The organism is Stenotrophomonas sp. PFBMAA-4, assembly GCF_030053215.1.
In the GTDB taxonomy this organism is placed as follows: domain Bacteria; phylum Pseudomonadota; class Gammaproteobacteria; order Xanthomonadales; family Xanthomonadaceae; genus Stenotrophomonas.
Genome location: NZ_JASGBW010000002.1, coordinates 1 through 14307, shown reverse-complemented (window position 1 = coordinate 14307; position 14307 = coordinate 1). Strand labels below are relative to the sequence as shown.

Below are 14307 nucleotides of genomic sequence, written 5' to 3'. Positions count from 1 at the left end.
CGGCATTGGCAGGTGCGGACCGTTGCTCCGCATGAAACCGCCCCGGTAGGTGCGGACCGTTGGTCCGCATGGAAACCGCCCCGGTAGGTGCGGACCGTTGGTCCGCACGAAACCGCCCCGGTAGGTGCGGACCGTTGGTCCGCACGAAACCGCCCTGGTAGGTGCGGACCGTTGGTCCGCACGTCCCATCAGGTCAGGGTGGTGACCGCCTGGTTCGCCGCCGCGCGCACCTTCGGCAGCAGCCGCAGCACCAGCGCCATCTGCGTGCGGATCAACTGCAGCTTCGGCGGCATCGCCTCTTCGATCTGTTCCAGCTCGGCGGCCACGGCACGGTCGGCATCGTTGTCCTCCTCGCTGACAGGCTGCCGTGCGGTCAGTGCGGTGGCCAGCTGCTGCAGGGCCTTGCGCACCCGGTCACCGGCGGCCAGGGCCAGTGGATCGCCGGCGTAGCTGTCCACCTGGTCGCGGTGCGCGCCCAGCGCGGACAGGTGGCCAAGCAGGGTGTTGGACAGGGCCAGGAAGTGGAAGCCGGCATCGAGGTTGCGGCGCACGTGGCCGGGCTCGCGCAGCATGTTCGACAGCGCCGTGGACAGGGCCGCGTCGGCGTTGTGCATGTCGCGGCGGGCGATGCGGTAGGCCAGGTCATCGCGCATGCCGCTGCGGTACTGGCCCAGCACCGAATCGAGGTAGCGCGAGGCGGTATCCAGTACCCGTGCCAGCACCAGGTGCAGCTGCCGCCCCTGCCAGTCGGGCAGGATCAGGAACGCAGCGGCAGCGGCGATGGCACAGCCCAGCACCGTGTCGACCATGCGCGGGACGATCAGCACGAAGCCGTCGCCGATCAGGTTGAAGCAGGTCAGCGCCATCACCGTGATCGCCGCCGAGGCCACCAGGTAGCGATCGGTGCGGTTGTAGAAGAACAGCAGCGCCGACAGCAGGGCGATCAGCAGCTGCACGTGCAGCTGCGGGAACAGCTGCAGCAGCGCCCAGGTCAGCACCAGGCCGGCCAGGGTGCCGACCACGCGCTGGGCCAGGCGCTGGCGGGTGGCGCCGAAGTTGGGCCGGCACACGAAGACGATGGTCAGCAGCACCCACGAACCGTGCTGCGCGTCGAACAGGCGGATGGCGAGGAAGCCGGCAACCAGTGCCACGGCCATGCGCAGGCCGTGGCGGAACAGCACCGAGCCCGGCGTGAGCTGCTGGCGGATGCGCACGCCCATCTCGCGCAGGGTATGTGGATTGCTGTCGCGCAGGCGCGTATCGACGTTGTCCAGGCTGGCTTCGGAACGTTCGGCATCAAGCAGGCGGCGTTCGATGCTGCGCAGGTTGTGCACCAGCAGGTCCAGCGAACCGAGCAGGCGCTGCCACTGCGGGCGCTGCTGGTCGCGCAGGTAGGCCAGCGCATCGGCCAGGTCGCGGCCGGCCTGCTGGTTGCTTTCGCCGTACACGAACGGGCGGCGCAGGCGGATGGCTTCGCCCAGGCGCGCACAGGCCTGGCCCTGCAGGTCAAGCAATCGCTGGCAGCGGTACAGCACGTCGCTGTGGAAGAACGCATCGACCAGCGCGCCATAGGGGTAGTGCGAGGAACTGGCGCGTTCGTGGAAATCCTGCGCCATGTAGTACAGGCGCAGGTACAGGCCGGAATTGACGCCGGGCCGACCGGAGCGGCCGAAGCGGGCCAGGATCGCGGCCTTCGCTTCATTGAGCGCGCCGACCACGCGGCGGTTCTGTTCGGCCAGGTCCAGCTGGCGGCGCTGCAGGTCGGCTTCGCGCACTGGTTCGAACAACGTGGCCTTGAGCTGCAGGTAGCGGCCCAGTTCCACGTACAGGCGGGCGACCCGTTCGCGCACGGGCCGGTTGGCGAACAGCGCCGTCCACAGGATCGACAGCAGGCCGTACCAGACCGCGCCGATCAGCAGGTGGCTGGCCGCCTCCATGGCGCGCGGCAGGTCGCCGGCGCCGCCGTGCTGCTCCAGGCCGATCATGGTGTAGATGGCCAGGGTCACCGTGGCCTGGGCGATGGACGCGTAGCGTTCGCCCAGCGCGCCCAGCAGGGTCAGGCAGAACGTGGACAGCGCCAGCGCGCCGATGAACACCCACGGCAGCGGGAACAGCCAGATGACCGAGGCGGCGGCGATGCAGAAGCACAGCAGCGACAGCAGCACGGCCTTGGTGCGGCCCCACCAGTTGTCATCGGTCTCGGCGATGGCACTGGCGATGATGCCGAGGAACACTCCGGGCAGGGCCGGCAGCGCGTCCAGGTGCCAGCACACGCCCAGCGCCGTGGTCAGGGCGATGAAGACGCGCAGGCCGTAGCTGGCCTTTTCGTGTGCCCACAGGCGGCTGAAGCGGGATTCGCGGGTGGACATGCAGGCTCGGGGGGCGGGATGCCCCCCATTATTGCGGTGCGCGCGTGAAATGGGGGGAGCGATGTGCGGACCAACGGTCCGCACCCACCGGATCAGCCGATGTGCGGACCAACGGTCCGCACCCACCGGATCAGCCGATGTGCGGACCAACGGTCCGCACCCACCTTGGGCGGTCCGCACCCACCTTGGGCGGGGAGCTGGGTTACATCTCCCAGCGCACGCTCACGGCGAAGGTGCGCGGCAGGCCGACGCCCGCGTTCGACCAGTACCTGCGGTTGCCCAGGTTCTCCACGCTGGCGCGCAGGGTGACCGGATGGCCCGAGGCGAGCAGGCGGTAGCCGACGCCGGCGTTGACCAGGGTGTAGTCGGGCAGCTTCAGGGTGTTGTCGGCGTCGTACCAGACATCGCCGTAGTAGCGCACGGCCGCATAGGCTTCCAGCCCGTCCACCCACGGCAACTGGTAGTTGGCGTGCAGCACGCCGCTCCAGCGGGCCGCGCCGGCGGTGCGGTTGCCTTCCTGCGATGCACTGGCCGGGGACAGCTTGTCGTAGGTCGGGTCCAGCCAGGTCACGCCGCCGCCGACGGTCAGCGCGTCGCTCAGGTGCAGGTCGGCGCTGGCTTCCACGCCTTCATACAGGGTGATGCCGTCCTGCACCAGGAACTTGCCGGCGCTGGTCAGCAGGTCGATGTTGGCCCCGCGTTCCAGCCGGAACGCCGCCATGTTCGCGTTCCAGCGTGGTGCTTCCACCTTGGCGCCGATCTCGTACTGCTTGCTGATGGTCGGGTCCAGCACATCGCCGGCATTGATGTAGGTGCTGCCGACGCGGCTGCCGGCTTCCAGCGATTCGATGTAGCTGGCGTACAGGGTCACCGCATCGCTGGGCTTGTACATCACCGCGTAGGTCGGGGTGACCGGGTAGGTGTGGTAGCTGCCCTTGGTTTCGAAGTCGTTGTAGCGCCAGCCGGCCAGCACCGACCAGCCGCCGCCGACATCGATGGTGTCGCTGGCGAAGACCGCCTGCTGCACGGTTTCATCGCCGCGGCTGAGTACGCGCGAGCCCACCGCGTCGTGGCGGATGGCCGAACGCTGGTAGAGGTTGGCGCGGCCGATGTTGCTCCACTCGTAGGGACGGTCCCAGCCCAGCCCGGTCTGGTGGCTGACGCCGGCCACCAGCTGGTGCTGCAGCGGGCCGGTGCGGAAGCTGCCCTGCACCAGCGCCTGGGCCAGCTTCCACTCGCTCTTGCCGCCCAGCTCGTACACGTTCACGTCGTAGTCGCCGTTCACATCGTCGATGTAGGCGAAGATCTTGTTGACGTCATTCCACGAGGTGGTGACGCCGTAGCTCAGGCTGGCCTTCCAGTCGCTGTTGATCTGCCAGTTGAGGGCGGTCGACAGCAGGCTGGAGCGGGTGTCGTAGTAGGTGCCGGGCACGCTGTTGTCGACGTCACCGGCGATCGGGCGCGGCAGCGAGGTCAGGCCGATGAAGTAGTACTGCGGCGATTCCTCGCTCAGGTCGCGCGACTGGAACACGCCGTCGAAGGTCCAGGTGAGCGCATCGCTCAGGCGCGCATCCAGCGACAGCGCGCCGACCTTGCGGTCGACATGGCCGCCGTTGAAGGTCTCGCCCTTTTCCTGGTACGCATTGAAGCGGTAGCCGAACATCTGCTCGTTGCCGAAGCGGCCGCCGACATCCACGCCGCCGCTGGCGATGCCCTGTTCGCGCCAGCCGAGCTGGGCGCTGAAGGTGGTGGTGTCGGTCGGCTTCTTGGTGATGTAGTTGACGATGCCGCCGGGTGCGCCGAAGCCGTACAGGAAGCCACCGGGACCCTTCAGCAGGTCCACCTGCTCCATCACTTCCAGCGGCCATTCGGTACCCCACGAGGACACCTGCAGGCCGTTGACGCGGTAGCTGTCGAAGTTGAGGTCGATGCCGCGGTTGCGGATCGGCGAGCTCCAGCCGCTGGCGTAGGCGCTGACCTGGGTGGTGACCGACGGGTCGAACAGGAAGACTTCGCCCAGCGAGACGACCTGGCGCTGCTCGATCTGCTCGCGGCCGACCGCAGTGATCGCGAACGGGGTGTCGCGCAGGGCGCGGTCACCGAGGGCGCCGGCTTCGGTATGGGTGCGTTCGGCGGTGACCTTGATCGCATCCAGGTCGGTGGCACTGCGGGTGTCGGCCGGGGCTTCGGCGTGGGCGGCACAGGCGGCAGACAGGGCCATGGCCAGCACGGCCAGGCGGGGGGAACGGGTGGGCAGCATCGGTGGGGGATCCTCGGCGGACAGCACGCGACCGTCCGCGGTGGCGGAAGGGAAGGGGTCGATGGCTGGGATCACGCAGGCGTGCCGGCAAGCGGCAGCGGGGCGTCGCTGGGGGAGGCGGCGCAGGACCGTGGCTGGATGCGAATTGTTCTCTTTTCGTTACGGCGCGTCAAACCCGGAGGGCCAGGCAGCCGGCCAGCGGCCGGCTCTACCAGTAGATCCACGCCATGCGTGGATGGCCTTCCGCGGTAGTGCCGGCCGCTGGCCGGCACCTCCCATCATGCCCGCTGCGCGCGCTTGAGCAGCTTTGCTTCGCGCTTGCGCGCGCGGCGTGCCCGCCAGCGTTCGGCCAGGCACGAGAAGATCACGTACAGCGCCGGGGTGCTCAGCAGCGTCAGGCTCTGCGAGAACAGCAGGCCGCCGATCATCGCGATACCCAGCGGACGGCGCAGCTCCGAGCCCTCGCCGAGGCCGATCGCCAGCGGCACCGCCGCCAGGATCGCCACCATGGTGGTCATCATGATCGGGCGGAAGCGCACGATGCTGGCCTCGCGCGCCGCCTCGCGTGGCGCCAGGCCATGCTCGCGCTGCGCCACCAGGGCGAAGTCGATCATCATGATCGCGTTCTTCTTGACGATGCCGATCAGCAGCACGAGCGCGATCATCGAAATGACCGACAGTTCGGTGTTGGTGCCGAACAGCGCCAGCAGCGCGCCCACGCCGGCCGCCGGCAGGGTGGACAGGATCGTCACCGGGTGGATCAGGCTCTCGTACAGCATGCCCAGCACCAGGTACACGGTCAGGATCGCCGCCATCACCAGGATCAGCATGTCGCTGGGGTCGGAATTGAAACCGAAGCCCGCATCGTCGGCCAGGCGGATGTCGCCCGGCATGCGCATGCCGGCCACCGTCGCGTCGATGATCGCCTTGGCCTCGCCGGCACTGACGCCCGGTGCGAGGTTGTAGCTCAGGTCCATCGTCGTGTACTGGTTTTCATGGGTGATCTGCGACGGCGCCAGCCCCGGTGCCTGGCGGGCCACCGCGGTGATCGGCACCATCTCGCCGCTGCGCGCCTTCACGTACACCTCGTCCAGCGCCGCCGGCGTGGCGGTCTGCGACGGCAGCGCGTTGACCACCACGCTGTACTGGTTGATGTCCGAGTAGATCGTGGAGATCTGGCGCTGGCCGAAGGCCCCGTACAGCGCGCCATCGATGGCACCCACCGAGATGCCCAGGCGCGCGGCCTTGGCCCGGTCGATCTCGATGTTCTGGCGCAGGCCGGCGTTGTCGACGTCGGTGCCGACATCGCGCAGCTTCGGGTTCTTCTTCAACGCTGCCTGCAGCTTGGGCAGCCATTCCTGCAGCGCGGCCAGGTCATTGCCCTGCAGCGAGATGCGGTACTGCGCGCCCTGGCTGTTGCCGCCGCCATCGTTGCTGGGGAGGTCCTGGATCGCGCGCAGGCGCAGCTGCAGGTCGGGGTAGCGGTCGGCCTTGGCGCTCAGGCGGGCCAGCGCATGGGCGGTGGTCTCGCGGCGGCCTTCCTTGCGCGACTTCAGCTCGACGTTGAACTGCGCGCTGGAACCCTGGCGGCCACTGCCCAGGCGCACGCCCACGGTCTTCACCGCCGGGTCGGCCATCAGCATGTCGGTGATGCGGCGCTGGCGGGCCACCATGTCCTCGAAGGAAACGGTGGCGCTGGAATTGGCGCGGCCCCAGATCAGGCCGGTGTCCTGCGGCGGGAACGCGCCCTTCTTCACTGCACCGAACAGGAAGATGGTGACGCCGATCAGGATCAGCGGGGTGAGCGAAAGCAGCAGTGCATGGCGCAGCGAGAAGTCCAGGAACACCGTGTAGATGCGCAGCATGCGGTCGTGCCCGGCATCGAGCCAGCGGCCGAAGCGCGACGGTGCGGCGGTGTGGTCATGCGCGCTCAGGAAGCGGCTGCACAGCGCCGGGGTCAGGGTCAGCGAGACGATCATCGAGACCACGATGGCCGCCACCAGGGTGACGGTGAACTCGCGGAAGAACGCGCCCATCATGCCGCTGGCAAACAGCAGCGGGATGAACACCGCCACCAGCGAGGCGGTGATGGAGACGATGGTGAAGCCGATCTCGCGCGCGCCGGTGAAGGCGGCCTGCAGGCGCGGCATGCCCTCGTCGAGGTGGCGCATGATGTTTTCGATCACCACGATGGCATCGTCCACCACGAAGCCGATCGCGATGACCAGGGCCAGCAGGCTCAGGTTGTTGAGGGTGAAACCGAGCGCGTACATCACCAGCGCGGCACCGGCCAGCGACAGCGGCACGGTCACTGCGGCGATCAGCGTGGGCGCCAGCCGGCGCAGGAACAGCGCCATGGTCAGCACCACCATGGCCAGGCTGATCAGCAGGGTGATCTGCACTTCATGCAGCGACGAACGGATGGTCGGCGTACGGTCGAAGTACGGCGTCATGGTGGTGCCGGGCTGCAGGTAATCGCGCAGCGCGGGAATCTGCGCCTTCACCCGGTCCACGGTTTCGACGATGTTGGCGCCGGCACGGGTGAACACGTACATCACCACGGCCGGTTTGTGGTTGAACCACGCGGCCTGGTAGGCATCCTGCTGGCCGTCGTAGACGTTGGCGATGTCCTTCAGGCGGATCACCCGGCCATCGCCCTGGGTCTTGACCACCAGCTCGGCGAAATCGGCGGCGCGCGCCACCGAATCGTTGGCGATGATCGCCGTGGTGGTGTTGCCGTCGCTGAGGAAGCCGGTGGGCGAGGTCACGTTGGCCGCACGCACGGCATTGCGCAGATCGTCGGCGGTCAGGCCGAGGGCGTTCATCAGGCGCAGGTTGACGTCCACGCGCACGGCCGGCGTCGAGGCACCGGCGATGTCCACCGAGGCCACGCCGCTGATCTGGCGGATGCGCTGGGCCAGCAGCGAATCGGCGACGTTGTACAGCTCGTCGGCCGACTGCGTCTGCGAGGTCAGGGCGATGGCGATGACCGGATCGTCGTTCGGGTTCGCCTTCTGGTACATGGGCGAACCCAGCCCCGAGGGCAGGTCGGCCTGTGCCGAGTTGATCGCGGTCTGCACGTCCAGCGCGGCCGAATCGATGTCGCGGTCGGTCTGGAAGATCATGAAGACCAGCGAGCTGCCTTCCGAGCTCGACGAGCGCATGCGGTCGATGCCCGGCAGCTGGCCGAGGTGGCGTTCCAGCGGCGCGGTCACCGTGGAGGCCATCGTCGCCGCATCCGCACCGGCCTGGCTGGCGTGCACGAAGATCACCGGGATCTGGATGTTCGGCAGTGCCGACACGCCCAGCCGCAGGTAGCAGATCAGGCCGATCATGAACAAGCCGATGGCCAGCAGGGCAGTGCCGATCGGGCGGCGGATGAAGGGGCCGGACAGGTTCATCGTGCGGCCCCCCGCAGCAGCGGGGCGTGGATCATGCCTGCGGCTCCTGCAGCGTGCCGTCACGCAGGGCGCGCTGCTCGCGGCGGCGGGCCAGCCACTCGGAGAAGCGTTCCATGTACAGGTAGATCACCGGCGTGGTGTACAGGGTGACCAGCTGCGAGAGCAGCAGGCCGCCGACGATGGCGATGCCCAGCGGGCGGCGCAGCTCCGAACCGATGCCGGTGCCCAGCGCCAGCGGCAGCGCACCGAGCATGGCCGCAGCGGTGGTCATCATGATCGGGCGGAAGCGCAGCAGGCAGGCGCGGCGGATCGCTTCGTGCGCGTTGGCACCCGCACGGCGCGCTTCGATGGCGAAGTCCACCATCATGATGCCGTTCTTCTTGACGATGCCGATGAGCAGCACGATGCCGACGATGCCATCCACCGACAGGCTCAGCCCGCACACCATCAGCGCCAGCAGCGCGCCGACGCCGGCCGGCGGCAGGGTGGAGATGATCGTGATGGGGTGGATGTAGCTTTCGTACAGCACGCCCAGCACGATGTAGATGACCACCAGCGAGGCCAGCAGCAGCCACACCACGTCGGTCTGGCTGCCGGTGAATTCGGCGGCCTTGCCGATGAACTCGGCATGCAGGTGGGCCGGCATGTCCAGGCTGTCCTTGGTTTCCTGGATGGCCTTGACCGCATCGGACAGCGAATAGCCCGGGGCGATGTTGAAGGACACCGTCACTGCCGGCAGCTGCTGCTGGTGGCTGACCACCAGCGGCGCGCTGGTGACCTTGCCTTCGGCCAGCGCCGACAGCGGGATGATGTTGCCCGCACCGACGGTGATGCCGGTGTTCTGCGCGCCGATGCCGGTGGCAGTGGACGAGTTGGACGAGGTGACCTGGCCGAAGCTGGTGGCGTTGGTGCCGGTGAGGGCGCCTGCACCGTTGGAGGCCACGGCCAGCTGTTCCATCAGCGCGGTGCTGGTGCGGAACTCCGGCGCGACTTCCAGCACGACGCGGTACTGGTTGAGCTCGGTGAAGATGGTCGAGATCTGGCGCTGGCCGAACGCATCGTAGAGCGTGTCATCGATGGTCTGCATCGGCACGCCCAGCACGCTGGCCTTGTCGCGGTCGATGTTCAGTTCCAGGGCGCGGCCCTGGTTGGACAGGTTGTTGTCCACGTCGGCCAGTTCCGGGCGCTTGCGCAGCGCCTCGGTCAGGCGCGTGGCCTGGGTGGCCACGGTGGCCGAATCCACGTCCGACAGCGAGTACTGGTACTCAGTGGCGGCCACGCGGGTATCCAGGGTCACGTCCTGCACGGGCTTGAGGTACAGCGCCACGCCGGGGATGCCGGCCACGGCCTTCTGCAGGCGCGGCAGGATCTCATCCAGGCCGTCACGCTCGCCGCGTTCCTTCAGCACGATCGACAGCTGGCCCTGGTTGAGCGTGGGGTTCATGCTGCCGGCACCGATGAAGGCCGACACGCCGGTCACGTCCGGATCCTGGCGCAGTGCTTCGGCCACCTGCCTGGTGCGCTGCTCCATCTGCGGGAAGGCGATGTTCTGGTCGGCCTGGACCACGCCGGTGATCAGGCCGGTGTCCTGTTCGGGCAGCAGGCCCTTGGGAATCAGCACGTACAGCAGCACGGTGAGCACCAGTGCGGCGCCGGCCACGGCCAGGGTCAGGCGCTGGTGGCCCAGCACCCAGTCCAGGCTGCGCTCGTACAGGCCCACGGTGCGCGTCCACAGGTTCTGCTTTCCGGCCGCCGCCGCGCGCTCATGCGCGTCCTCGCCCTCGGGCAGGGCATCGGGCTTGAGCAGGTAGGCGCACATCATCGGGGTCAGCGTCAGCGAGATCAGCATCGACAGCACGACGGCGATGCTCAGCACCCAGGCGAACTCGTGGAACAGGCGGCCGGTGACGCCGGGCATCAGCAGCAGCGGCAGGAACACCGCCACCAGCGAGACGGTCAGCGACAGCACGGTGAAGCCGATCTGGCGCGCGCCGATCTCGGCCGCTTCCTTGCCACTCTTGCCCTGCTCGATGTAGCGGACGATGTTCTCGATCATCACGATCGCATCGTCGACCACGAAGCCGGTGGCCACCACCAGCGCCATCAGCGAAAGGTTGTCCAGCGACATGCCGGTGAAGGCCATCACCGCGAAGGTGCCGGCCAGCGACAGCGGCACCGCCACCGAGGGAATGATGGTGGCCCAGAACCGGCGAAGGAACACGAAGATGACCGCCACCACCAGGCCGATGGTGAGGATCAGGGTGAACTGCACTTCGTGCACCGAGGCGCGGATGGTCTCGGTGCGGTCGTTGAAGATTTCCAGGTGCACGTCGGCCGGCAGCACGCCCTGCAGCTGCGGCAGGATCGCGCGGATGCGCTCGACGGTCTGCACGATGTTGGCGCCCGGCTGGCGGCGCACTTCCAGCAGCACGGCCGGCTTGCCATCGGCCCAGGCGGCGAGCTGGTCGTTCTCCACGCCGTCGATCACGTCGGCCACGTCGGACAGCCGCACCGGGCGGCCGTTCTTGTAGCTGATGATGGTGTCGCGGTACTCGGCGGCGCTGGCCAGCTGGTCGTTGGTGCCGATGCTGTAGGACTGGGTCTTGCCGTTCAACGAACCCTTCGGCGCATTGACGTTGGCCTGGGTGAGCGCGCTGCGCAGCTCCTCCATGGTCAGGCCCATGTTCGACAGCTGTGCCGGGTTGACCTGGATGCGCACGGCCGGGCGCACGTTGCCGGCGATCGACACCAGGCCCACGCCCTGCACCTGCGACAGGCGCTGGGCGAGGATCGAGTCGGCGTAGTTGTTGACGTCACGCAGCGGGCGCGTGTCCGAGGTCAGCTTGAGGGTGACGATGGCCGCATCGGCCGGGTTCACCCGGTTGTAGACCGGCTGGTAGGGCAGCGAGGAGGGCAGGGTGGCCTGGCGGATCGCCGCCTGCACGTCCTGTGCGGCGATGTCGATGTCGCGGTCCATCGAGAACTGCAGGATGATCGTCGACAACCCCGCCGAGGAATCGGAGGTCATCAGTTCCAGCCCGGAGATCTGCCCGAACTGGCGCTCCAGCGGCGTGGTCACCAGCGAGGCCATGGTGGTCGCGTTGGCACCCGGGTACTGGGTGGTGACCACCAGGCTGGGCGCATCGATTTCCGGCAGCGCCGACACCGGCAGCTTGCGGTAACCGAGGATGCCCAGCAGCAACAGGCCCGCCATCAACAGCGAGGTAGCGATGGGACGGCGGATGAAGATCGTCGAAAAGCCCACGGACTGATCCTTGCTGGCGCTTCAATGGCAGCGCCGGCTACAAGGCCGGCGCGAAAGGAAAGGGTGGCCTGCGCTCAGCGCGGGCCACCACCACGACGGGCACTGCCGCCACTCTTCTGTTCGGCGGCCTTCAGTTCGGCCTCGGTCGGTGCCGCCGGCGTCTCGCCCGGCTTCAGCGCGGTCACCTTGCTGCCCGGCTTCAGGCGGAACTGGCCTTCGCTGACCACGCGCTCGCCGCCCTTCAGGCCTTCGGCGATCTGCACCTGGCTGTCGCCCACTTCCACGCCGCTGCGCACGGTCTGCATCTTCACCGTGTTGTCGCCCTGCACGACATAGACGTACTCGCCGTCCGGGCCACGCAGCACCGCCTGGGTGGGGATGACCACGCCGCCGCCGATCGTGCGCAGCTGCATGCGCACGTTGACGAACTGGCCCGGCCACAGGCCGTTGTCGGTGTTGTCGAAGATCGCGCGGGCCTTGAAGGTGCCGCTGTCGGCGCTGATCAGGTTGTCGACCACGTCCAGCTTGCCGTCACCGGACAGCACGTGCGAATCGGCGCGGTCCAGCGCGGCCACCGGCACGGCACCGGCGTTCTGTGCCTGGCGCACGTCGCCGAGCTGGCGCTCGGGCAGGTTGAACAGCACGTGGATCGGATGGATCTGGGTGAGGGTGACCAGTGCGGTACCGGCGCTGACCACGTTGCCGGCGTCGACCGCGCGGATGCCGGCGATGCCCGAGATCGGCGCGGTGATGCGGGTGTACTGCAGCTGCACCTGCGCGGCACGCGCGCTGGCTTCGTTGGCGGCCACGGCGCTTTCGTACTGTGACACTTGGTTTCGCTGTGTATCCAGATCGGTCTTGGCGACGAACTGGCGGTACTCCGGCGCGTTGGAGCGCTGGTAGTTGGAGCGGGCGGTAGCCAGCAGCGCCTCGTTCTGGCGCTTGGCGGCCACGGCCTGGTCGTAGCTGGCCTGGGCGCTGCGCGGGTCGATCTGTGCCAGCAGGTCACCCTGCTTCACTTCCTGGCCCTCGCGGAAATTGAGGCTCATCAGCTGGCCGCCGACCTGCGGGCTCACCGTCACGGTGTTCATCGCGGTCACCGTGCCCAGCGCGCTGGCATACACCGGCACGTCCTGGCGCGTGGCATCGACCACGGTCACCGGCACCGGGCCGGCATCGGGATCCTCACCGCCCTGGCGCGCACCTGCGGCCTGGCCACCGGCCTTGTCCTTGCCGCCACCGAGGACGCGCACGCCCACCACCGCCAGCACCAGCACTGCCACGACCAGCAGCACGATCTTCCAAACACGTGACATTCAAGGACTCCAAGAGGGCTGGTCGGGGCGGACCCCGGGTGGCAATGCGCAAAGCATACCTGTGGCCCGCTACGTTTCCTGCATGACGTATGGGACGGGCGCTAAGACCGGGCGCAGCGAAGGAGGTTCCCGTAGCGGCGGTGTTGGCCTACATTCAGGTGCAGACCCCTTCCGTGGAGACCCCGATGCGCCGTTCGCTGCTGCTGTCCGCCCTGCTGCTGGCCCTGCCGGCCCTTGCCCACGCCCAGCAGGCCGAGCGCCCGGAGGTGACTGCCGCCGCGCAGCGCCTGCAGGCCCAGGTGGTGGAGTGGCGCCGTGATTTCCACCAGCACCCGGAACTGTCCAACCGCGAGGAGCGCACCTCGGCCGAGGTCGCCAAGCGCCTGCGCGCGATGGGCCTGAAGCCGAAGACCGGCATCGCCCACCACGGCGTGGTGGCGATCATCGAAGGCGGCAAGCCCGGCCCGAAGATCGCCCTGCGCGCGGACATGGATGCGTTGCCGGTGACCGAACAGACCGGCCTGCCGTTCGCCTCCAAGGCCACCGCGCAGTACCGCGGGCAGACCGTGGGCGTGATGCATGCCTGCGGCCACGATGCACACACCGCCACCCTGCTGGGTGTGGCGCAGGCGCTGGTGGCGATGAAGAAGGACCTGCCCGGCCAGGTGATGCTGATCTTCCAGCCCTCCGAGGAAGGCGCGCCGCCGCCGGAAGAGGGCGGTGCGGCGCTGATGCTGAAGGAAGGCCTGTTCGCCGACTTCAAGCCGGAAGCGGTGTTCGGCCTGCATGTGTTCTCCAGCGTGCAGGCGGGCCAGATCGCGGTGCGCGGCGGCCCGCTGATGGCGGCGTCGGATCGTTTCGGCATCAAGGTGGTCGGTCGCCAGACCCATGGTTCGGCACCGTGGAATGGCGTGGACCCGATCGTGGCCACCGCCGATCTGATCGGTACCGCGCAGACCATCGTCAGCCGCCGCGCCAACCTGTCCAAGCAGCCGGCGGTACTGACCTTCGGCGCGATCAACGGCGGCATCCGCTACAACATCATTCCGGATGAAGTGGAGATGGTCGGCACCATCCGCACCTTCGACGAGGGCATACGCCAGCAGATCTTCGCCGACCTGCGCAACGTGGCCGAGCACACCGCGGCCGCGCACGGTGCCAAGGCGGTGACCGACATCTACGAAGCGGAGGGCAACCCGGCCACGGTGAACGACCCGGCGCTGACCGCGAAGATGCTGCCGAGCCTGCAGGCGGTGGTGGGCAAGGACAACGTGTACGAGCCGCCGCTGCAGATGGGCGCGGAGGATTTCTCGCTGTACGCGAAGGAGGTGCCGGGCATGTTCTTCTTCGTGGGTTCGACCAGCGTGGGCATCGACCCGGCGACGGCGCCGGCGAACCACTCGCCGAAGTTCCTGTTGGATGAGAAGGCGTTGGACGTCGGGTTCCGCGCGCTGATGCAGGTGAGCCTGGATTACTTGAATGGTGCTGCTACCCCGGCGGGGTAAGGGTTCCGGCAGGGCTTGCAGCCCTGCACCCGCTGCAGATCAACGTCAACGTCAACTTCAAAAGCTGGCTTTCCGTGGGATGGCGGGGTGGGTCCGGTTGAGGGGGACGCCGTAAATACGTCCATGTAGCAACTGTGTTGCCGGAGGGGCGCCAGCCCTTCCGGCAGACGGACACGGTAGTGCCGGCCGCT

Annotated in this window: 6 protein-coding genes; 1 reads left to right on the top strand and 5 read right to left on the bottom strand. The window is 68.1% G+C overall.

Annotated elements, in window-relative coordinates; genetic code table 11:
• Positions 1-188 precede the first annotated feature (188 nt).
• From yccS to QMZ26_RS01315, 5 genes are all read right to left on the bottom strand, one after another.
• Positions 189-2369, bottom strand: a complete 2181-nt coding sequence (gene yccS / locus QMZ26_RS01335; RefSeq protein ID WP_079223835.1) for a YccS family putative transporter — start codon at positions 2367-2369, stop codon at positions 189-191.
• A 202-nt stretch (positions 2370-2571) separates the two neighbouring features.
• Entirely contained in the window at positions 2572-4629 is a 2058-nt protein-coding gene (locus QMZ26_RS01330; protein WP_283220317.1) for a TonB-dependent receptor, read from the bottom strand.
• 278 nt (positions 4630-4907) lie between these two features.
• Positions 4908-8030, bottom strand: coding sequence for an efflux RND transporter permease subunit (locus QMZ26_RS01325; RefSeq protein ID WP_079223831.1), 3123 nt, complete (start codon positions 8028-8030; stop codon positions 4908-4910).
• 31 nt (positions 8031-8061) lie between these two features.
• The gene (locus QMZ26_RS01320; RefSeq protein WP_079223830.1) at positions 8062-11295 is read right to left on the bottom strand and encodes an efflux RND transporter permease subunit; all 3234 of its coding nucleotides are present in this window, start codon (positions 11293-11295) and stop codon (positions 8062-8064) included.
• 74 nt (positions 11296-11369) lie between these two features.
• A complete protein-coding gene (locus QMZ26_RS01315; protein ID WP_283220316.1) occupies positions 11370-12611 on the bottom strand; it encodes an efflux RND transporter periplasmic adaptor subunit in 1242 nt (413 codons plus the stop codon).
• 185 nt (positions 12612-12796) lie between these two features.
• Here QMZ26_RS01315 and QMZ26_RS01310 point away from each other — a divergent pair, with 185 nt between their 5' ends.
• Positions 12797-14116: a M20 family metallopeptidase gene (locus QMZ26_RS01310; protein ID WP_283220315.1), complete on the top strand. Its 1320-nt coding sequence runs from the start codon at positions 12797-12799 to the stop codon at positions 14114-14116.
• The last annotated feature ends 191 nt before the right edge of the window (positions 14117-14307 follow it).